Genomic DNA, 20,227 nt, shown 5'->3' with positions numbered 1-20,227 from the left:
ACTCAGTGATGCTCTTCCATGAGGCTCAGGTACACGACCGAGAGCATCATGAAGATGAAGGCTTGCAGGATCACGATCAGGATGTGGAACAGGCCCCAGCCAAGGCCAAGCACCGAGGCGGCGATGGCGCCGCCGAAGCCGATGCTGCCGAGCACCCAGATCAGCAGGAACACGATCTCGCCGCCGTACATGTTGCCGAACAGTCGCATCGCCAGCGATACCGGTTTCGACAGCAGCTCGACGATGTTGAGCAGGATATTGGCCGGGAACATCCACTTGCCGAACGGCGCCGTGAACATCTCGTGCAGGAAGCCGCCGAGTCCCTTGGCGCGCAGCGCGAAAAAGATCATCAGGAAGAACACGGTGATCGACATCGCCAGCGTCGCATTGACATCCGCGGTCGGCACCGGGCGCCAGTGCACGGCGTGCGGGTCGAGCCCGAACACGGCGGAACCGACGAAGCCGGAGACGGTTGCGACGAAGTCGACCGGGATGAAGTCCATCGCGTTCATCAGCAGAATCCAGCAGAACAGCGTAATCGCGATCGGCGTGACCAGCTTGCTGGTGCCGTGATACGCGTCCTTGGCCTGGCCGTCGATGAACTCGAGCAGGATTTCGACGAAGGCCTGCCACTTGCCGGGGACGCCGGAGGTGGCCTTGCGCGTCGCCAGCCAGAAGCCGAGGCACATCATCAGACCGAGCGCGAACGACATGACCATGGTGTCGAAGTGCACCGTCATGAAGCCGTCTTTGGAGATGTTCGGCGTCAGGTCGTGCGCAAGATGACCCAGATGGTGCTGGATGTACTCGGTGGGCGTCAGTTTTTCAGCTTGATCCGACATGGGGGCGCTCAACGAAAGAATCCGGTTCCGATCCAGAAGCCCACCTGGGCGGCGACGACGCCAAACACCACGGGGACCGCCGGGCAATGCCAGACGCCGATGACCAGAAACAGTCCCAGCGCCAGCGAAATCCACTGCATTGCCTTGCCGATCAGCAGCGACGCCAAGGCCGTGCCCGGAGTCCCGACGCCGGCGGCGAACATGCGCCAGCCGAACAACAGGGTGCCGATCACGACCAGCAGGCCGCCCAAACCAGCCGCCAGCGCCTGGTGGCTGCCGGCAAAAGCGAAGCCGAGTGCGGCGATCAGCGTCATCCCCAGTTCCGCCAGCGCGATCTTCGGGACGAGACTGCGGCCGTGTGCAAGTTGCGTGCTCATGGCCGTGCGTCCGCAGGGAATCAGCAAGAGGGAAAGAGGGCGCGAAAAGCCGCCGACAAAGCAGCGGGAGTTTAGCCAGCATCGGCTGGAGCGTGCAAGGCAGAAGGAGGGCACAAGAGGCGCAGCGAAGGCCTGCATGCACCAGCTTGGCGCAGCGGCTCAGGGCGCGCGCTGCCGCAGGTGGAAGCGCTCGATCGGGTCGAGCCAGCGCCCGAATTGGCACAGCCAGTCCCAGTGCTGTTGCGGATGCGCCCAGTCGACCCAATGACCGCCGTTGAACTCGAGGTAGCGGTAGTCGCGCAGATCGGTCCAGCCGTTGCTGCGCAGCCGCACCGAGTCGCCCTCGGCGTAAGCGCGCAGCGGGTCGCTGTTGCCGACCAGGACCTGCAGCGGCAGGCGCGGGAAGGCATTGCGGACGGCAGCGTTGCAGGCGTTTTCGGTGATGCCGTTGCAGGCCAGTCCGGCGAGCGCGCCGGCGCTGACTGCCACTGCGGCGAACTGGCGTCGGCCGAACATCGGGTGGAACTCGTTCAGGGCGAGGTCGAGCGCGACGTGGCCGCCGGCCGAGAAGCCCCAGAGGTAGCGGCGCGCACGTTCGATGTTGTGGCGCGCCTCAAGGTCGGCCATCGCTGCTGCGATCACGTCGTAGTCGGTCGGCGCGTCGCCCGCGGCCACGGGCGCGATCCAACTGCCATGACTGCCGCCCGCGACCGGGGACAGCACGGCGAAGCCATGACGAGTGGCCGCGGCGGTCCACAGGTCGCGGATGATGCGCGCTTCGTTGCGGGCATTGGCCGGGCTGCCTGCGGTGCCATGCAGGACCACCACCACCGGCATCGGCGCCGGCAACGGCAATTCCGGGATGAACCAAAAATACTCGCGGTGGGCGTAGGCGGGGAGGGTGCTGTACCCGGGCACGGCGACAAAGGCGTTGCCGGCCCCGGCGTTGCCGCCGCTGCCGCGTGAGGGCCAGCTCTGTTCCGCGTCCTCGAAGCCGTTGCCGCTGGCGCCGGACTCCGCACAGGCCGCCGGGTCCAGGCGGCGGATCTGCGCTGCGGCCGGCAGCACCCAGCAGCAGGCCAAACCGAGGCCGATCGCAGCGAGACGACTAACGATGTGCGTCATGCCTCTCCCCTGCCGCCTGCTTCGCGCTAGCCTAGCCGCTTCCGGCGCTGCCCACGCGCGTTCGTGGCTGTGCATGTTTCCCACCTCCCGATTGGAGTTCCACGAACCATGTCGCAGGAAATGTTCCTGATGGCGGTTGCGGGCCAGACCATCTTTCGCGAAGGCGACGATGGTGCGGAGATGTTCATCATCGAATCCGGCAGCATCGAGATCCGGCGCGCAGCACGCGGCGCCGAACCGTTGGCGACGCTCGGGCCCGGAGATTTCTTTGGAGAGATGGCGATTCTGGAAGATCAGCCTCGCTTCGCCACTGCGCTTGCGCGCACGCCGAGCAAACTGCTGCGGATCGACCGTGCCGCGTTTCCGGGAGTGGTCGCCGGGAATATCGAGATCGCCATCCGGATCATGCGCAAGCTCGCCGGGCGCTTGCGGCGGGCGGAGTTGCGCGGCGCCGAGGCCGCACCTGCACTGCCGGTCGAGACCCTGCGCACGCCATCACCCTCCACCGAGTTCACGCCGATGCCGAAAGCCTCCGCGTCGCGCCCGCCGGCACAGGCCGCCTCGGGCGCGAGTGCCACCGCGATGGTGTTGGTGCATGGTCCGAGCGGCACCCGCTTCGCACTGCGCGGGCGCGACGAGTTCCTGGTCGGGCGCCCCGACCCGGTCACGGCCTCCTTCCCGGACGTGAACCTGGGCGCAGTGGATGCCCAGCGCTCGCTTTCTCGCCGGCACGCGAAGATCCTGCGCGATGGCAGCGGTTGGCAGGTGCGCGAAGAGGTGGGCACGCTGAATGGAACCGCGGTCAACGGCCAGCGCCTGAAATCGGGGGTGGCGGTCATGTTCGGTCCGGGGGATGTGCTGCGCTTCGGCAACGTCGACGTGACCGCGAGCGCGGAGGCCTGAGTGACGGTGCTGCAAGAACCACTCGGCCCGGTGCTGGTGCTGGCGCCCGACGGCCGCCTCGACGCATCGGCTGCGGTCGAACTCGAGCGACTGCTCGACGACCGCTGGGAGGCCGGACACCGCCATTTCGTGCTCGATCTCGCGGCGACCAACCACGTCAGTTCCTCCGGCCTGCGGGTCCTGCTGGCGCTGGCGCAGCGGCTCGATGGTGGCGCCGGCACGGTGCGGCTTTGTGCACTGGTCCCGCCGGTGCGCAAGGTCTTTGATACCGCCGGATTCAGCGCCCGGTTCGCGATCTTCCCGGATCGGTGCAGCGCGCTGGACGCACATCCGCATCGGCTCGAGGCCGCGGTGGCTCTGGTCGAGACTGCGGCCGGCTTGCTCGGTGCCGGCAGCCGCGGCGCGGCAGTGGTCGCGGACCGGCCGCGCGCCGAAATGGCGGCGGCGTTGCTGGGTGCGACGCCGAAGCCCGAGGAAAACGCAGGCTGATCAGCGGCGCCAGAGCGCGATGATGGCGAGGTCGTCGTTCTGGGCGGCGCTGCCGAACCAGCGCTCGACGGCACTGCCGAGCGATTCGACCGCCTGGCCCGCCGAGCGCGCCTCCGCGAGCAGCGGCCGCACGCGTTCGAGACCGAACGCCTGATCGTCTTCGTTGCGTGCCTCGTCCAGACCATCGGTGTAGAACAGCAACGCATCGCCGCGCGCCAGGTCGATGCGCGACTCGCGAAAGCTGTCGCCGCCGACGCCAAGCGCAGGAGCGGCCACGATCGGCGGGTCCTCGATGCGGGCATCGGCGCGGCGCAGCAGCGGCATCGGATGTCCGGCGCTGGCGACATCGACCTGGCCGCGAGCGATATCGAGCGCTGCGGCGATGGCGGTCACGAACATTCCGCTCTCGAGTTCCGGGCGTAGCAGCGCATCGAGCAGGCGCAGCGCCTCCGACGGCGAGCGCGCCCGCGCCGTCACCGCTCGAAGATGAGCGCCGGTGCGCGCCATCAGCAGCGCAGCCGGGAATCCCTGGCCGGCGACATCGCCGATGAAGATCAGGGGACGGCCATCGGCCAGGGTGAGGAAGTCGAACAGATCGCCGCCGACGATGCGTGCCGCGCTGTAGGTGTCGGCGATCTCGTAACCATCGAGCCGTGGGATGGCGGCGGGCAGGAATCGAGCCTGGATACGCCGTGTCAGGTCGAAATCGTCAGCCTGCACCACGCGCGCGCTCTCGGCGTGGCGATGGGCGCCGAGCAGGGCGCCGAACGGCCCTGCGCAACCGCGCAGGAACTCGCTGTCCGCGGCGGTGAGCGCACCATCGTCGTCGCTGGCGTCGAGGTACAGCGCACCCAGCTGCAGGCCGCAGTGGTTCAGCGGCGCGGCTGCCGCGCAGGCAGGGAGTCGAGGCAGCAGGGCGGCCGCAATAGGTGGATCTCCAGTTGTGGCGGCCGCGACCAGGACGCGGCCGGACGCGGTCGCAGCGGTGGCCAGGGCCTGCACGATGCCGAGGTCGAGTTCATCGTCGGCAGCAAGTTTTTGAGCCAGGACGAGCCACGGTCGATGCGGCGTGTCGCGCGTCACCACCACCAGCCGCCGACAGCGCGGAAACACGTCGGCCAGGGCCGCAAGCGCAGCGCGCAATTGCTGCTCCGGGCTGCCCGCGAGCGAGAGCAATTCGGCCATGCGCTCGAAGAACTGGAGGCGCAAAACCACCTGCTGGCGGCGTTCGACGCCAGGGACGAAGGCTTTCAGCTCGTCCGAGGGTGAAGTGCGTGGCGCCAGCAGCGGCGGCGGTCGCCGCACATCGGCCTCCATGATCGTCGCTTCCGCGGAATCGATCTGCGCCGGCAGCGGCAGATCAACGTCTCCGGCGGCACGCAGCCGCACGCGCAGCCGGGTTTGGCCGAGTTCCACCGCGTCGCCGTCGTCGAGTCGCACCGGCGCCTGCAGCGGCTTGCCGTTGTGGCGCGTGCCGTTGGCGCTATCCAGATCCCGCAACAGCCAGGCCGAACCTTCCGGTTCGACCTGCGCATGGCGCCGCGACACCGCCAAGTCTGCGATTACCAGATCCGCGAACTGGCCGCGGCCCAGCACCGTGCTGGACTCCAGGACAAAGCGCTGGCCGGATTGGGGACCGACTTCGACAAGCAATTCGAGCATGCTGGACCTGACCGGATTTCACGCCGAAGTGTCGCACAAGTGCGAGACTCCGGTCCCGCTACCGCGAAGGACCCGATTGCCCATGTCGATTGCCTACTGGTGTGTCTTGATCGCGACCCTGATGCCCATTGTGCTTACCGGTATCGCCAAGTTCTCGGGCCCTGGCTACAACAACCGCTCGGTGCCGGAGTTCCAGGCACGCCTGAGTGGGTTCCGTCAGCGCGCACACTGGGCGCACAACAACAGCTTCGAAGCGTTCCCGCCATTCGCTGCGGCGGTGATCATCGCCCAGCAGTCGGGTGCCGCAGCGGAAGCCGTCGATCAGCTGGCGCTTGGGTTCGTCGCGCTGCGCGTGGTCTACGCAGGCTTCTACCTGGCCGATCTGCACCTCTGGCGCAGTCTGGCCTGGGTCGGTGCCTTCTGCTGCACGATCGGCTTGTTCCTGCTCGCGGCCCGCGCCTGAGCGGAAAAACGAAGGCCGACGGGGGACCGTCGGCCTTCAAAAGGACGCTGCACTGCTCTTTAAGGGGAGGGAGATTCGTGCAGCGTCTTCCACGCAACTTGCTTGTCGCTGCCCATTGGCCGCGACGGAATCACTTGGCCTTGCGCGCAGCCACAACCGGCTTCACGAAGGCGTCGTTGGAGGCCTCGAACTGGTTCTTGGCGATGGCGTTCAGCGCTTCACCGGTCTTCACCGTGATGCCGACCACTTCCTGGGTTGTTGCGAACACGGTCTCGGCGGTTTCCTTCGCCAGCGTGACCGACTTCGGCATGATCGCCTTGACGCCATCAAGGTTGCGCACTTCGGCGGCCTGCGACCAGAAGTCGAGGGTCGCGTTCAGACGGTTCTCGAAGGTGTTGATCTGCGCACCGACGACTTTCTCGAATCCGTCGAATGCAATGCCCTGAGCCTTGAAACCGGCTTCGGCAAACTGCTTGGTCGCTGCGATAAACGGACTGCTGATCTGCTCAAACATGGCTCTGCCCCTGGACGCACCCACCATGGGTGACGTTACTGCGGCGCAGTCTAGCCAGAGTAATGTTGCAACGCAACATATTTCTTGCGAACAAGGCGTCGTTCGTTCAGCTACAGCGGCTTGCGCTAAAAAATGGATTGGTGCGTCGCAGCAAATCAGTCGCCTCGATAGCGACAGCCTGAGGTGCAGGTCTCGTGTACGACGACCTCCGCCAGCAGCGGAAGTCGTGGCTTCAGGCGCGTCCAGATCCAGCGCGCGAGGTTCTCGCTGGTCGGGTTGTCGAGCCCGTCGATGTCGTTGAGGCAGTGGTGGTCGAGTTGGTCGTACAGCGGCTTGAATGCCGCCTTGATCTCGGCAAAGTCGAGCACCCAGCCGAAATGCGGTTCGACCGGCCCGGACACGTGCAGTTCGATGCGAAAGGAGTGCCCGTGCAAGCGAGCGCATTTGTGCCCCGCAGGCACGTTCGGCAGGCGATGCGCGGACTCGATCGAGAAAGTCTTGAAGATGTCCATCGCGCCCGTCCGGCGCCGCCCCGGCGCTGCCATGCCCCGCCGCAGTACGCCGGCAAGGCCTTGATCTTCCACGCTTCGCAACTGGTGGCTATGGGTGGACTCGAACCACCGACCCCGGCATTATGAGTGCCGTGCTCTAACCGGCTGAGCTACATAGCCACGCGAAGGGGCGCGCATTGTTGGCATCGGGCCCTGGCTTGTCAAGGAAATCGTGAAGCCGGTGCGGCCGCTCGAACCGGCGAATTGCGGCATGCTTCCTTGTCGCGCTTCGTGGCGCTGTGGAAGAATCGCCGCAGCGAATTTTCTGGAGCGGGCCGTGATCGACCCTGACGGCTACCGACCCAATGTGGGCATCGTGCTGATGCACGGCGACGGCCGTCTGTTCTGGGCGCGGCGCGTCGGCCGTGATGGCTGGCAGTTCCCGCAGGGCGGCATGAACTCCGACGAGACTCCTCAGGAAGCCATGTTCCGCGAGTTGTTCGAGGAAACCGGGCTGCACCCGCAGCATGTCGAGGTGCTGGGCGCGACCCCGGGCTGGCTGCGCTATCGCTTGCCCAAGCGCTTCGTGCGCCGGCGCGAGCGACCGACCTGCATCGGCCAGAAGCAGGTGTGGTTCCTGCTGCGCATGCTCGGAACGGATGCCGATGTCCGCCTAGACCATTCGGACCGGCCCGAGTTCGACAGCTACACCTGGGTCGATTTCTGGTATCCGGTGGACAACGTAGTCGACTTCAAGCGCGAGGTCTACCAGCGCGCGCTCGGTCACCTGGCCGGTGTCGCGCGCAAGCATGGCGTGGACCCCGGTCAGGCTCCGACGACGCTGCTCGCGGCCAGTCCGGCCGTCAACTGGCGCTGAGCGCGCAGCTTCGCGTCAAGGGCCCATCTGTGCCAGCAACTGGCGCAGATGCGTTGAAGCGCGCTGAAACTCGTGACTGAGCTGGGCAACCAGCAGCACCGGTTCGCCGATGGTGCCCGAGCGCGCGCCGTGCTCGATGCGCTTGGCCATGTCGGCGAGCATCAGTGCACCCAGGTTGGCGCTCGTGGATTTCAGCGAATGCGCCGGGGCGATCAGCCCGTCGAGGTCGTTGGCCGCGGCCGAGCGCTCAAGAATCGACAGTGCCTTCGGCGAATCCTCGAGATAGACGCGCACCAGGTCGGCAAATTCGGCGCCCATCATGTCCATCAGGTCGTTGACGATCTGGGCGTTGATCGGCGAGGCATCGGAGTGCGTGGGTGCCGTGGTCATGGCGGCGATCGGTCGCGCGATCGGGGCCGGCGCCGGTGCCATGGTGCGCGAAGTTGCACCGGGCGGCAGCCACTTCTGCAACATCTGTTCAAGCAGGCTGCGGTTCAGCGGCTTGCTCATGTAGTCGTCCATGCCCGACGCGATGCACTTTTCGCGATCGCCGACCATGGCGTTGGCGGTCATCGCGACGATCGGGAACTTTGGCAGTGCGCCCTCGGCCTGCAGTTTGCGCATGTAGCGTGTTGCGGTATAGCCGTCCATGATCGGCATCTGGCAGTCCATCAGCACGGCATCGACCTGCGCGCCGGACTCGAGTTTCTCGACCGCGATGCGACCGTTCTCGGCGTGTTCGTGACTGAGGCCGATCAGGGTAAGCAGGCGTTGCGCCACCTGACGGTTGACCGGGTTGTCCTCGACCAGAAGTACATGACCGCCGAGTGCTCCTGCGCGCGGCTCGGCCGCGACGAAACTGCTCGTCGCGGGAGCTGTCGCGGTCGCGGCGATTGGTGTCGTGCCGACGCCCGCAGGCGCCACGAGCATGTCTACCTGCACGTTCGCCGAGGTCGCGGTTGGCGTGCCGGTGAGCATCGCTTTCATCGCAGCGCGCAGGTCGCTGTCGCTGAATCCACGACTGAGCGCCGCGCAGCGTGGCGCAGCGCGCACGTCCTCGGGCAGCGCATCGTCGCCAGCCAGCGCCAGCATATGAACTTGTTCAAGCGTGACCTCGCGGCTGACCCCACGCAGGATCGCGAGTGCGGTGGCGCGCATCGAGCCGAAGTCGAGAATCAGGAAGTCGACCGCGAAACTGCCGCCGGCAGCGGCCTTGAGTTTGGCCACGACTTCGGCGGCGGCATTGTTCTGCGTGAACGGCATGTGCCAGCCGGTCAGCGTCGTACCGAGGCGCTTGAGCATGGCCTGATCGCCGGTAACGATCATCGCGCGTGCGCCTTCGATCTCGCTGCGCGCCGCCTGCACGTCACCGAGCGCCTTGAGCATGGGCACCGTGAACCAGAACACCGAACCCTTGCCGACCTCGGACTTGACGCCGATCTGGCCACCCATCAGGTCGACGATGCGCTTGCAGATCGACAGTCCGAGGCCGGTGCCGCCGAAGTTGCGTGTCGTCGAATTGTCCGCCTGGGAAAACTCCTGGAACAGCTTCTTCTGGCCCTCCGCTGAGATGCCGAGCCCGGTGTCGCGAACGGCGAACAGCAACTCCACGTGCGTGCGCGTCTCGGAACGCTTGTTGATCTGGATTGCGACCGCGCCGCGTTCGGTGAACTTGATCGCGTTGCTGAGCAGGTTGGTCAGCACCTGACGCAGGCGCGTGGGGTCTCCGCGCATCGCCAGGCGCACGTTCGGGTCGATCGTGGCCGAGTACTGTAGTCCCTTGGACTCGGCATTGCGCGACATCAGGCGTGATACCCCGTCGACGATCTCCTTGAGGTTGAGACCGGTGGTTTCGAGCTCCAGTTTGTTGGCTTCAAGCTTCGAGAAGTCGAGGATGTCGTCGACGATCGACAGCAGCTGGCGCGAGCTCTGGTAGGCGGTGCTCAGGTATTCCTTCTGGTCGGGGGCGAGTTTGGTGCTGAGCACCAGGTCGAGCAATGGGATGATGCCGTTCAGCGGAGTGCGGATCTCGTGACTCATGGTGGCCAGGAACTCGCCCTTGGCCATCATCGCCGCCTCAGCGTCCACCTTTGCCGAGGTCAGCTCGCGCTCGATGTTGCGCAGGCGTTCGATCTCGGCTTCCAGTTCGCGTTGGTTGGGTGCCGCGGCTGCGACCACCGGCTGCTGGCGCGGTGGAACTGCACCGATCACGGCCGGCCGCGCTTCGGCGTGTTCCAGCAATCGCGACCAGCGCCGTTGCAGCGCCAGCACCGTCAACGCGGCGGCAATCACGAAGCCGGCGGCAGCGGCGCTTGCGACCAGGCGCCAGTCCGGTTTAAGCCGTTCGCCCAGGCCCGAGGCCACGATCACGGCCACCAGCGCCAATGCGATCCATGCCGACACGAGGCCGAGCCCGGGTCTCTCCATCGTCTTGCGCTCGCTGCTCGTCATGTCTGCTCCGCCATCGTTGAATCATCCCCACTAGAGTGCCGAGGCATCGAAATCAAAGTCGAGATCCTGTGTCGCCTGTTGCACGAAATTGCCCTGGATGAAATCCACCCCGGTGCTCCACAGGGCGGCCGCGACCTGGGCATCTTCGACCTGCGGCGCCACGATCTGGATGCCGCGTTCGCGCAGGTGGGTGATGGCCTGGCGCAGTTCCGCCCGCGTCTTCGGAGTCTGGCCATCAGCGCCGGTGTACTTCGGGGCCATCTTCACGTAGTCCACCTGGACGTGTTGCAGCAGCTGGAAATTGGCCATGGTTGCGTCGAAATGCGAGAGGCACAGGCGGATGCCAAGGCGCTTCGCGCTTTCGTGGAAGGTGGCGAGCTGGCGGACCCGCGCCAGCGCGTCGGCGGTGCGCAACTCGATCACCAGCTGATCGGGGGGGATGCGGCGTGTATCGATGCCCTGCTTGAGCCAGCTGATCCGCTGTGGGTCATTCAGACTCTCGATCGACTGGTTCACGAACAGGCGAACCGGGTGCCCGTCCCGGGCGCGCTCGGAGATCACCAGCAATGCCCGCGCCAGCACCCAGCGATCGACGCCATGGATCAGGCCGGCGCGTTCAGCGACAGCGACCAGGACACTGGCGGTATAGATACGGCCGCCGTCGCCGCGCAGGCGCAGCAGGCACTGGAATTGTTGGTCGTGGCCGCCGCGCAGCGACGCGATCGGCTGGAACAGCAGCTGGAAACTATCATTGCGGATGGCGTCCCGGATCAATCCGAGCAGCATGACCTCATCGGCATCGCTGGTTTGGGTGACCTGGGTCTGGAAAAGTTCGACGCGGCGATCCGGGTTCTGGCGAGCACCGACACAGGCGCGTTCGGCAGCGTTGACCATCGCTGCGGCTTCGCCGAGATTCTGCGCGAAGGTGCTCAGCCCGATGGCGACGGCGAGCGTGATGCTGCGGTCGGCGATTTCGAACACATGCTGATCAAACGCCTGGCGGATGCTGATCGCAGCCTGGAGCAGTGCGGCTTCATCGCGACCGCCGAGCAGGGCAATGAAGCTGGTATCGCCGAAACGCGCGCAGAGTTCTCCACCGCCGAGCAGTCCGGAAAGCAGCGCGCCGGCCTGGCCCATCAGATGGTCGAAGGCGGAGAGGCCGATGCGGTCGCGGATGTTCTGGGCGCCATCGACCAGCAGGAACATCAGTCCGCCCGGCTGCTCCTGGGAATTCTCGTGCGCCAGCGCTTCGCTCAGTTGCTCCAGCACGTGGCTGCGGTCATACAGGCCGGTGACTGGATCTCGCGGGTTGTGCGCCTGCACACGTTTGCTGGTGAGGCGGGCGCGGCGAACGCGATTGGTCACCGCCGAGATCAGGTGTTTCGGACGAATCGGCTTCTCGAGATAGTCGTCGCCACCGGCGGAGAGCGCGTCGAAACGCTTCTCCTCATCATGTTCCCCGGACAGGAACACGATGGGAACATTGGTGTAGGCCTCCCGCTCGCGGATCAGCGTGGTCAGCTCCATGCCGTCGCAGTCGGGCATGTACAGGTCCATCAGGATCAGCTCCGGGCGGAAGCTGTTCAACTCTTCCAGCGCGGAAATCGGGTCCATCACCGCGCGCGTCTCCATGCCGGCCTTGCGCAGGATCGATTCGGCGAACAGGGCTTGGGAACGATCGTCCTCGATGATCAGCACGCGGAACGGCTCGCCGCCTTCGCCTTCGAGCAGTTCTTCGATCCGCGTCATGGCATCGGTAGCCGCGACCGGAAGGGTGATGAAGGCGTCGGCGCCGGCGCGCATCGCCTTGAGCCGGGTGGCGATGTCGGGGTTGTCCGCGAACACGATCAAGGCCACCTTCTGGCTGGTGCGGCTGCGCGCGAGCTTGAGGGCATCGCCGATGCCATCGAGTTGTGCCAGGAACGCGGCATCGATGATCACCATCGCCGGGGCGAAGGCACCGAGCATTTCGCGCAGCGTCTCCGCGTCTTCGAGCGGATCGAGCGGATAACGCGAGTGCTCCAGCTTCAGATCGATCTCGCTGGACAGGGCGCTGCCATCGCTCAGGTGATAGATGCGCTTTTCGCCAGCGGCCTGGATCGGCTTGGGCTGGGCGCGGACTAGCGTTGGTGCGGAAACGGTGGCGGTGGCTGCAGCTACCGGCGGCGCCGCAGCGACCGCGGGCGCCTGGCGCGCCACTTGCGTTGCCGCATCTCCGGCTTCGACGATGCTGCTGCCGACGTCGCCCACGCCCCAGCGTTTCCAGTAGTCGCGCGGCGGAACCACCAGCGTCTGCACACCAGCGCGCTCCGCCTGCAACGGTTGCGGCGCCGAGCCGGGGCTGGCGATCACGCGTTCCGGCACATGCTTGGAGTTCAGGCGTCCGAGGGCGTCGAGCACCTGCTGGAACTGCGGGTTCTGCTCCGGACCCGGCAACGACATCCGCTCCAGGTAGGGCGAGAGAAAGGTCTCGATGGCGTAGAGGACCTCGCCCGCTTCGAGCATGCCATAGCGGCCGCACGCGCCAGCGAGCGACTGCACGTCCTGATAAAAGACGGTCAGAACATTGATGTCCCAGCCCTGCATCAGTAGACGGCGGCCGCGGCGATGCACGGTCTCCAGACGACGCGGCAGCGTTTTCAGGAACACCAGGCGCAGTTCAGCGCCTTGTTGGGACTCGTCCGGACTGAGCATTGCAGGCGATCTCGGAGGGTCGCAGCACTATATAGCGGTGCCCGGCCGCGAAACAGCCCCCGGCGCGGCCCGCGCGCTCGCTCAAAACGGCTTCAGCACCACCAGCAGGACCACGCCGATCAGGATCAGGGCGGGAACCTCGTTGTAAATGCGGAACCAGCGCGCGCTGCGGCGATTGCTCCGCGCGCGAAAGCGGCGCGCGAAATGCGCCATGCTGACATGGTAGGCGATCAACAGGCTCACCAGACCGAGCTTGGCATGCAGCCAGCCTTGGCGCGGATAATCGGGTGCGTGCGCGACCCACCATCCCAGCAGTGCGCTGCCGAAGACCACCGCCAATGCGCCGCCGAGATGGGTGATCGACAGCAGACGCCGTTCCATGATCACGAAGCGCTGGTGCGCGGCGTCGTCGCGCACGTCGACGTGGTAGACGAACAGTCGCGGCAGGTAGAACAAGCCTGCGAACCAGGTCACCACGAAGACGATGTGCAGGGCCTTGAGCCAGAGCATTCAGGCCTCGGCGCCTCGCAGGCGAAGCGCGATCCGGCGCATCAGGCGATACAGGAACACGATGGTCGCGATGAAGACGAAGGTGGCCGAAGCCAGCAGCAATAAAGCCCAGCCGGGGTGGGCGAGGGCAAGCCCGAAAGCGACGAGCACGAGGCCGTCTTCGGCGAGCGATGCGGCCCAGTTGCTGGCGGGCTCGGGCGAAGTATTGATGAACGCCCGGGTGCCGCTCTTCAGTCCGTGGCTCAGGGCCGCGACCGCGGCGCCGAGCGCCATCCCGGTCGCGCTGGCTTCGCCGCCGGCGCCCGGCAGCGCGAGGCCGCCGAGGAAGGCACCGGCCGGAATCCGCACCAGCGTGTGCAGCAGATCCCAGATCGAGTCCACGCCAGGAATCTTGTCGGTGGCGAACTCGATTAGCGCCATCGCGGCACAGACGCCGAGCACCCAGGGTGATTGCGTCAGTGCCAGCGACTGCGGCAACTCCATCCAGCCGAAATGGGCCGCAACACCGACGCCGAACAGGGTCAGGTAGACGCGCACTCCGGCGAGCCAGGCGAGCACGATGCCGAGTGCGAACGGTACCGCGGGGTCGGTCGAAATCTCCATCATGGCCAGCAGTATAGCGGTCGATGTTCGACGCGCCCGCAGGAACAGCTCGCGGGCGGTTGATTCGACTCGCTGCGAAATTGCTGCTTGCACCATGAACCGGCGCCGATAAACTCCCCGGCCCCGCTCGCACCTTGCTGCTGGCGGCAACAACAACAAGAAGCAGCGCGCCATGAATGTCTTCCAGCCCCTGCGTGTCGAAACGGCGTCGGCGGTCGAGTCCGCCCCGGCGCTGAGTGAATGTGTGGCGCGCGCGGTGCGCCGCTACCTCGCGCATTCGGGCAAGGACTGCGCCAAGGACCTGTATCGCCTGGTGCTCGCCGAAGTGGAAGCGCCGATGTTGCGCGAGGCCCTGCGCCATACCGACGGCAATGTTACGCGCGCTGCCGAAATGCTCGGCATCACGCGTGCCACGCTGCGCAAGAAGCTCGCCGAGCATCGCCTCGGATAAGCCAGACCGGCGGGTCGTACGCGCGCTTATACTGCGCGCCTCCCAAGGCACCGGAACTTCCCCATGACCGCGTCATCGACCGTGGCCGTGCGCCGCGCGCTGCTGTCCGTTTCCGACAAGACCGGGTTGATCGACCTCGCCCGCGCGCTGGCCGCCCGCGGCATCGAACTGGTCTCGACCGGCGGCACCGCCAGGGCCATTCGTGATGCCGGCCTGCCGGTGCGCGACGTCTCCGAACTGACCGGATTCCCGGAGATCATGGACGGCCGCGTCAAGACCCTGCATCCGAAGGTGCATGGCGGACTGCTCGGGCGCCGCGGCGTCGACGATGCGGTGATGGCGGAACACGGCATCCTGCCGATCGACCTGCTGGTGCTGAACCTGTATCCATTCGAGCGCGTCGCGGCCGACCCGGCCAGCACGTTTGAGGACATCGTCGAGAACATCGACATCGGCGGACCGGCGATGTTGCGCGCGGCCGCGAAGAACTTCGCCCACGTCGCGGTCGCGACCGATCCCGCCCAATACCCGGCCCTGCTCGCCGAACTCGCGGCGCAGGACGGCGCACTCTCGGCGAAGACGCGCTTCGCGCTCGCGGTGGCGGCCTTCAACCGTGTCGCCCAATACGATGCCTTCATCAGCAACCACCTGTCGGCGATCCAGGACGATGGCTCGCTGGCCCTGTTCCCGGCACAGAACAACAGCAACTTCGTGAAGGTGATGGACCTGCGCTACGGTGAGAACCCGCACCAGCGGGGCGCGTTCTACCGTGACTTGTGGCCGGTGCCGGGCACGCTCGCGACCTTCACCCAGTTGCAGGGCAAGGATCTCAGCTACAACAACCTCGCCGATGCCGATGCCGCCTGGGAATGCGTGCGCCAGTTCGAACAGCCGGCGTGCGTGATCGTCAGGCATGCGAATCCGTGCGGCGTCGCCGTCGGCACGAACTGCGCCGGCACCTACGAAGCCGCGTATGCGACCGATCCGACCTCGGCGTTCGGCGGCATCATCGCGTTCAACAGCCGCCTCGATGCGGCGACCGCGAAGACCATCCTCGACCGCCAGTTCGTCGAGGTGCTGATCGCACCCGACTACGACGACGCTGCGCTCGCCTACTGCACGAAGAAGGCGAACGTGCGTGTGCTGCGCATCCCGCATGGTGCCGGGAAGAACAACATGGACGTGAAGCGGGTCGGCTCGGGCCTGCTGATGCAGACCGCCGACATCCGCGAAGTCAGCCGCGATGAACTCAAGGTGGTCAGCACGCGCGTGCCGAGCGCGGCCGAGATCGACGACCTGCTGTTCGCCTGGCGCGTCGCCAAGTACGTGAAGTCGAATGCGATCGTCTACGCCAGGGACCGCCGCACCATCGGCGTCGGTGCCGGCCAGATGAGCCGCATCGTCAGTGCCAGGATCGCTGGCATGAAGGCCGAGGAAGCCGGGCTCGTGGTACCCGGCTCGGTGATGGCGTCCGACGCATTCTTTCCGTTTCGCGACGGCATCGATGCCGCAGCGAAAGCGGGCATTCGTGCGGTGATCCAGCCCGGCGGTTCGATGCGCGATGCGGAGGTGATCGCCGCCGCGGACGAACATGGCCTGTCGATGGTATTCACCGGCATTCGCCATTTCCGACATTGATGCCGGCTGCGCCCGGCATCAATCCCAAAGTTCGCCACGCGAACTTCGGGCCCCACGGGCGCCTCCACACTCCCATTCGCGCCTGCGGCGCGAATCGCCCCCCGACTCAGGGGGCTTGGTTCGCTCCGAATGCATGGACAATAGGGCTCACCGAGCAGAGGCGGCAACGAGATGAAGATTCTGGTGATCGGTTCCGGTGGTCGCGAACACGCCCTGGCATGGAAGCTGAAGCAGTCGCTGCGCGTATCTGAAGTGATCGTCGCGCCCGGCAATGCCGGCACCGCGCGCGAGCACGGCGTGCGCAGTGTCGATGTCCGCGTCGATGACCTCGATGGCCTGCTCGCACTGGCGCAGCGCGAACGCATCGACCTGACCGTGGTCGGCCCGGAAGTGCCGCTTGTGCTCGGTGTGGTGGATCGTTTCCGCGCCGCTGGCCTGCGCATCTTCGGCCCACGCGCCGCTGCGGCGCAGCTCGAAGGCTCGAAGGCGTTCGCGAAAGACTTCCTCGCGCGCCACCAGATCCCGACCGCGAAGTACCAGGTCTTCACCACGCTCGAACCCGCACTCGCCTACGTGCGCCGCGAAGGCGCGCCGATCGTGATCAAGGCCGATGGCCTCGCGGCCGGCAAGGGCGTAGTCGTCGCGCTCACGCTCAGTGATGCCGAACAGGCGCTGCACGACATGCTCGGTGGGCACAGTCTTGGCGACGCCGGAGCGCGGGTGGTGGTCGAGGAATTCCTCGATGGCGAGGAGGCCAGCTTCATCGCCGTCTGCGATGGCGAACACGCGCTCGCGATGGCCACCAGCCAGGACCACAAGCGCGCCTTCGACGGTGACATGGGACCGAACACCGGCGGCATGGGTGCCTACTCGCCGGCTCCGGTGGTCAGTGCCGAAATTCACCAGCGGGTGATGGACACGGTGATCAAGCCGACGCTGGCCGGCATGCGCCAGGACGGCCACCCGTTCATGGGTTTCCTCTACGCCGGGCTGATGATCAATGCCCGCAGCGAGATCAAGGTGCTCGAGTTCAACGTCCGTTTCGGTGACCCGGAGACGCAGCCGATCCTGCTGCGCCTGCAGTCCGATCTGGTCGATCTGCTGGAAGCGGCGCTCAATGGGCGCCTGCATGAGACCACGGCGGTGTGGGACCCGCGGCCCGCGATCGGCGTGGTCCTGGCCGCACACGGCTATCCGGCCAAGGTGCGCAACGGCGATGCCATCCACGGCCTCGACAGCAGGCATGCAGCGGACACCAAGGTCTTCCATGCCGGCACCAGACTGCAAGGCGAACAGGTGCTCACCGCCGGTGGCCGCGTGCTCACCGTCTGCGCGCTGGGCACCGACATCGTCGACGCCCGCGCCAAAGCCTACGCTGAAGTCGACCGGCTCCGCTTCGACGGCATGCACTACCGCCGCGACATCGCCTACCGCGCGATTGGGCGCTGAGCGAGGCGCCCGTGCGGTCCGACCTCACATGCCCCAGTCGAAACCGATCAGCAGGTTGCGGCCGGGGGCGTCGATGCCGGAGCCGTGTTCGCGGTAGGCCTGGTCGCCGAGGTTCTCGATGCGGGCCTCGATGACCAGGTCATCGTTGACGCGATAACGCGCGCCGAGGTCGACGCGGGCGAAGCCGGCAGTGCCTTCCGGGTTGATGCGCGGGTCGCTGGCATCGCGCTCGCTCAGGCGGTCCTGGCGCGCGGCGCCGAAGATCGCGGCGTCGAAGGTCCAGCGTTCGTCCTTGCGCCAGTTCGCCGTCAGGCGTGCATTGAGCGGTGGCACGCGATCGGCTGGCGTTTGCGCAGCGCCCGCTGCGAGCGTCTCGTCGCCGCGGCTGTGATTGAGCGTTGCGCCGAAGCTCCAGGCGTCATCGGCGAACCAGCGCAGACCGGCTTCGATGCCGCGCAGGCGCGCGCTGGCCAGGTTCACGTTTTGCACGATGCGGCGGCCGCCGGCGGTGGTGTCGCCGGTGAACACCGAGGTGATGCGATTGCTGAAATCGCTGGTCCAGAGATAGGCCTCGGCCTCGACGCGCAGGCTCGAGTGCTTGAGGCCGAGGTCCATGCTGCGCGCGCGTTCGGGGCCGAGTGCCGGGTTCGCGATGGCGAAGCGGTTGCCCGGGCGATCGCCGAACTGGCCGACATCGAACACGTTGGGCGCGCGGAAACCGCTGCCGACATTCGCGACGACGCGGTTGGCGGTGTCGAGCGACCAGGTGGCGCCGATCTGTCCGGTGAGTGCACTGTCGGAAAGTTCGACGCCGGTGCGCGCGCCGCTTGCCGGAATCGCCAACTCGAAGCGGTTGAGGCGCAGCCCGGTGACCAGGTCCAGGCGTTCGAGCGGGCGCCAGTCGCTGAGCAGGTAGAGCGCGCTGCTGTCTTGCTCAGCGTTGTCGGGGAATCGCGGCGAGGCGACGCTGGTGACGTTGGTGCTGAGACGGCGGTTCTCGCGCGCCGAGCGCACGCGGTCGTTGTAGAACTCGAAGCCATAGCGGATCTCGTGGCGCTCCGTGAGTCGCTTCGCGGCCGAGCCGAGCACGCCGCGCAGACGGTCGCTGTTGAACTCGCGCGACTCGGTTTCGGAACCGCGATCGCGACTGCGGCGGTCGTCGATGATGGTCTGCGCACCGAGCTGCCATTCGAGGCGGTCGGCGAACGGCAGCGGCGCATCGTAACGATGCACGAGTTGCGCGAAGCCGCGCTTCTGGGGTTCGAAATTGGCGGTCACTGCCGACGCTTGCGTCTGGCCATAACCCCGGCACCAGTTCGTCGTAGCGGTAGGTGAGCGGCTGCTCGCTGTGCTGCAGGTTCACGACCAGCGTGTGGTCAGCCGCAGGCTTCCACGCGATACGCGCGTTCGCGGCCTCGGTCTCGAATTCGGTGAACGGCCGGGTCTCGCCATCGCCGGTGCGGCGCAACCCGAATTGCTGCCGGGTCATGCCGAGATCGAGCTCGCGCGTCGAATCTCCGACATGCACCTGATAGTGCAGCAGTCGCTGGCTGTCGGCCGAGCCGTAGCGCGCGCGTGCCTGGTGGCGGACACCGTGTTCGTCGACGAACATCGACTCCGGCGCGTGCGTCAGCATTTGCACCACGCCGCCCATTGCGTCCGAACCGTACAGGCTGGCGCTGGCGCCGCGCAGCAGTTCGATGCGCTCCAGCGCCTGTCCGTCGACCAGCGAGAAATACTGGTTCGGCGCATTGCGGAAAATGGCGCTGTTGAGGCGAAAGCCGTCGACCAGATGCAGCACTTCCGAGCCCTTCATGCCGCGTACGATCACCGCGCTCTGGCCGGGCGTGGTCTGCTGCACGAAGGCGCCGGTGGCGCCGCGCAGTTGCTCGATCGCGGTGCTGGCCGCCCCCGGCATGTCGGCGCGGTCGATCACGGTCACGGCGCCGGGAACGCTTGCCGCGTCCTCGGGGGTCAAGGTGGCGCTGACCTGAACCGCGCGCAGCTGTTTGGTGACGGCGGGCTTGGTCGGTTTGACGCCATCAGCGGCGACGGCAGGGCCGGCAGCGAGTGCCAGCGCCATCAGCATGCGCCGACGGAATGGAGCCGGCATGGGCCGCCGCGTGCGAGTGGTCGTGGTCATCAGCGCACCCAGTCTTCGAGGTCGTCGGTGTTGAAGGCGCCGGTGTGGCGCTTGCGGATGCGGCCATCGGTGCCGAGCAGCACGGTGAACGGCAACACGCTGCGCTGGTTGCCGAATTGCCGGGATTCGTCCGGATTCGATTCGGAGCCGACCAGTACCGGATAGGAGACCGGATGCTCGGCGAGGTAGTCGCGCACCGCAGCTGCCGGTTCCACCGCGATGCCAACGACGTGGAACTCCGGGTGCGTGCGCGCGAATGCATCGAGTACCGGCATCTCGCGGACGCAGGGTGGGCACCAGCTGGCCCAGAAGTTCAGCAATACCGGTTTGCCATCGAAGCGCGCCAGTGACACTGGCTGGCCGTCCGCATCGGGCAGCACCAGCGCCGGGCGCAGGTCGCCGATCTGCAACGCACCAGGATCATCGGCATGTGTTGTCGGTGGCGCGCGCAGCAGGCGCGCCAGCAGGAAGCCGGCCGCGGCGCCGGCAATGGCCAATACGGTGACGAGCAGGAGGGATCGAATCGACATCCGCCCAGTCTAACG

The 20,227-nt window shown here is 66.5% G+C and carries 20 protein-coding genes and 1 tRNA gene; 8 read left to right on the top strand and 13 right to left on the bottom strand.

Going from position 1 to position 20,227, the window contains the following annotated elements; all coding sequences use genetic code 11:
• Window positions 1-2: 2 nt before the first annotated feature.
• From atpB to IPG63_03455, 3 genes are all read right to left on the bottom strand, one after another.
• On the bottom strand, window positions 3-842 hold the full coding sequence (gene atpB / locus IPG63_03465) for a F0F1 ATP synthase subunit A (GenBank protein ID MBK6726309.1): 840 nt from the start codon (window positions 840-842) through the stop codon (window positions 3-5).
• An 8-nt stretch (window positions 843-850) separates the two neighbouring features.
• On the bottom strand, window positions 851-1,219 hold the full coding sequence (locus tag IPG63_03460; protein MBK6726308.1) for an ATP synthase subunit I: 369 nt from the start codon (window positions 1,217-1,219) through the stop codon (window positions 851-853).
• Window positions 1,220-1,378: 159 nt separating this feature from the next.
• Entirely contained in the window at window positions 1,379-2,344 is a 966-nt protein-coding gene (locus IPG63_03455) for a hypothetical protein (protein ID MBK6726307.1), read from the bottom strand.
• Window positions 2,345-2,452: 108 nt separating this feature from the next.
• On the opposite strand from IPG63_03455, the gene IPG63_03450 reads away from it, so the two are divergent.
• Window positions 2,453-3,247 carry a cyclic nucleotide-binding domain-containing protein gene (locus tag IPG63_03450; protein ID MBK6726306.1) on the top strand — a complete coding sequence of 265 codons (795 nt, stop codon included), beginning with the start codon at window positions 2,453-2,455 and terminating at the stop codon, window positions 3,245-3,247.
• Window positions 3,248-3,736: an STAS domain-containing protein gene (locus tag IPG63_03445; protein ID MBK6726305.1), complete on the top strand. Its 489-nt coding sequence runs from the start codon at window positions 3,248-3,250 to the stop codon at window positions 3,734-3,736.
• On the opposite strand, the gene IPG63_03440 is transcribed toward IPG63_03445, so the two are convergent.
• On the bottom strand, window positions 3,737-5,398 hold the full coding sequence (locus IPG63_03440) for a SpoIIE family protein phosphatase (protein ID MBK6726304.1): 1,662 nt from the start codon (window positions 5,396-5,398) through the stop codon (window positions 3,737-3,739).
• 82 nt (window positions 5,399-5,480) lie between these two features.
• Here IPG63_03440 and IPG63_03435 point away from each other — a divergent pair, with 82 nt between their 5' ends.
• A complete protein-coding gene (locus IPG63_03435; protein ID MBK6726303.1) occupies window positions 5,481-5,861 on the top strand; it encodes an MAPEG family protein in 381 nt (126 codons plus the stop codon).
• A 130-nt stretch (window positions 5,862-5,991) separates the two neighbouring features.
• Here the strand turns inward: IPG63_03435 and IPG63_03430 are convergent, their stop codons facing one another.
• From IPG63_03430 to IPG63_03420, 3 genes are all read right to left on the bottom strand, one after another.
• On the bottom strand, window positions 5,992-6,375 hold the full coding sequence (locus tag IPG63_03430) for a phasin family protein (GenBank protein ID MBK6726302.1): 384 nt from the start codon (window positions 6,373-6,375) through the stop codon (window positions 5,992-5,994).
• Window positions 6,376-6,530: 155 nt separating this feature from the next.
• Entirely contained in the window at window positions 6,531-6,887 is a 357-nt protein-coding gene (queD, locus tag IPG63_03425; protein ID MBK6726301.1) for a 6-carboxytetrahydropterin synthase QueD, read from the bottom strand.
• Between the two features lie 82 nt (window positions 6,888-6,969).
• Window positions 6,970-7,046 (bottom strand) — tRNA-Met (locus IPG63_03420).
• A 157-nt stretch (window positions 7,047-7,203) separates the two neighbouring features.
• Between IPG63_03420 and IPG63_03415 the strand changes: the two genes are divergently transcribed.
• Window positions 7,204-7,743 (top strand): RNA pyrophosphohydrolase, encoded by a 540-nt coding sequence (locus IPG63_03415; GenBank protein ID MBK6726300.1) that lies wholly within the window; start codon window positions 7,204-7,206, stop codon window positions 7,741-7,743.
• A gap of 15 nt (window positions 7,744-7,758) precedes the next feature.
• On the opposite strand, the gene IPG63_03410 is transcribed toward IPG63_03415, so the two are convergent.
• The 4 genes from IPG63_03410 to IPG63_03395 form a co-directional block, all read right to left on the bottom strand.
• On the bottom strand, window positions 7,759-10,194 hold the full coding sequence (locus IPG63_03410; GenBank protein MBK6726299.1) for a response regulator: 2,436 nt from the start codon (window positions 10,192-10,194) through the stop codon (window positions 7,759-7,761).
• A gap of 30 nt (window positions 10,195-10,224) precedes the next feature.
• Window positions 10,225-12,888, bottom strand: a complete 2,664-nt coding sequence (locus tag IPG63_03405; protein ID MBK6726298.1) for an EAL domain-containing protein — start codon at window positions 12,886-12,888, stop codon at window positions 10,225-10,227.
• 81 nt (window positions 12,889-12,969) lie between these two features.
• The gene (locus tag IPG63_03400) at window positions 12,970-13,398 is read right to left on the bottom strand and encodes a CopD family protein (protein MBK6726297.1); all 429 of its coding nucleotides are present in this window, start codon (window positions 13,396-13,398) and stop codon (window positions 12,970-12,972) included.
• Window positions 13,399-14,004 (bottom strand): DUF4126 domain-containing protein, encoded by a 606-nt coding sequence (locus IPG63_03395; protein ID MBK6726296.1) that lies wholly within the window; start codon window positions 14,002-14,004, stop codon window positions 13,399-13,401. It lies immediately after the preceding gene.
• 169 nt (window positions 14,005-14,173) lie between these two features.
• Between IPG63_03395 and IPG63_03390 the strand changes: the two genes are divergently transcribed.
• From IPG63_03390 to purD, 3 genes are all read left to right on the top strand, one after another.
• The gene (locus tag IPG63_03390; protein MBK6726295.1) at window positions 14,174-14,452 is read left to right on the top strand and encodes a DNA-binding protein; all 279 of its coding nucleotides are present in this window, start codon (window positions 14,174-14,176) and stop codon (window positions 14,450-14,452) included.
• 63 nt (window positions 14,453-14,515) lie between these two features.
• Window positions 14,516-16,090 carry a bifunctional phosphoribosylaminoimidazolecarboxamide formyltransferase/IMP cyclohydrolase gene (purH, locus tag IPG63_03385; protein ID MBK6726294.1) on the top strand — a complete coding sequence of 525 codons (1,575 nt, stop codon included), beginning with the start codon at window positions 14,516-14,518 and terminating at the stop codon, window positions 16,088-16,090.
• A 171-nt stretch (window positions 16,091-16,261) separates the two neighbouring features.
• On the top strand, window positions 16,262-17,539 hold the full coding sequence (purD, locus tag IPG63_03380; GenBank protein ID MBK6726293.1) for a phosphoribosylamine--glycine ligase: 1,278 nt from the start codon (window positions 16,262-16,264) through the stop codon (window positions 17,537-17,539).
• A 24-nt stretch (window positions 17,540-17,563) separates the two neighbouring features.
• On the opposite strand, the gene IPG63_03375 is transcribed toward purD, so the two are convergent.
• Window positions 17,564-18,772 (bottom strand): TonB-dependent receptor, encoded by a 1,209-nt coding sequence (locus IPG63_03375; GenBank protein MBK6726292.1) that lies wholly within the window; start codon window positions 18,770-18,772, stop codon window positions 17,564-17,566.
• A gap of 467 nt (window positions 18,773-19,239) precedes the next feature.
• Here IPG63_03375 and IPG63_03370 point away from each other — a divergent pair, with 467 nt between their 5' ends.
• Window positions 19,240-19,533 (top strand): hypothetical protein, encoded by a 294-nt coding sequence (locus IPG63_03370; protein ID MBK6726291.1) that lies wholly within the window; start codon window positions 19,240-19,242, stop codon window positions 19,531-19,533.
• Between the two features lie 148 nt (window positions 19,534-19,681).
• Here the strand turns inward: IPG63_03370 and IPG63_03365 are convergent, their stop codons facing one another.
• Window positions 19,682-20,212 carry a TlpA family protein disulfide reductase gene (locus tag IPG63_03365; GenBank protein MBK6726290.1) on the bottom strand — a complete coding sequence of 177 codons (531 nt, stop codon included), beginning with the start codon at window positions 20,210-20,212 and terminating at the stop codon, window positions 19,682-19,684.
• Window positions 20,213-20,227: the final 15 nt, after the last annotated feature.

The organism is Lysobacterales bacterium (assembly GCA_016703225.1).
GTDB lineage: Bacteria > Pseudomonadota > Gammaproteobacteria > Xanthomonadales > Ahniellaceae > JADKHK01.
The sequence above is the reverse complement of the archived record's forward strand: the minus strand, read 5'-3'. Positions and strand labels throughout refer to the sequence as shown.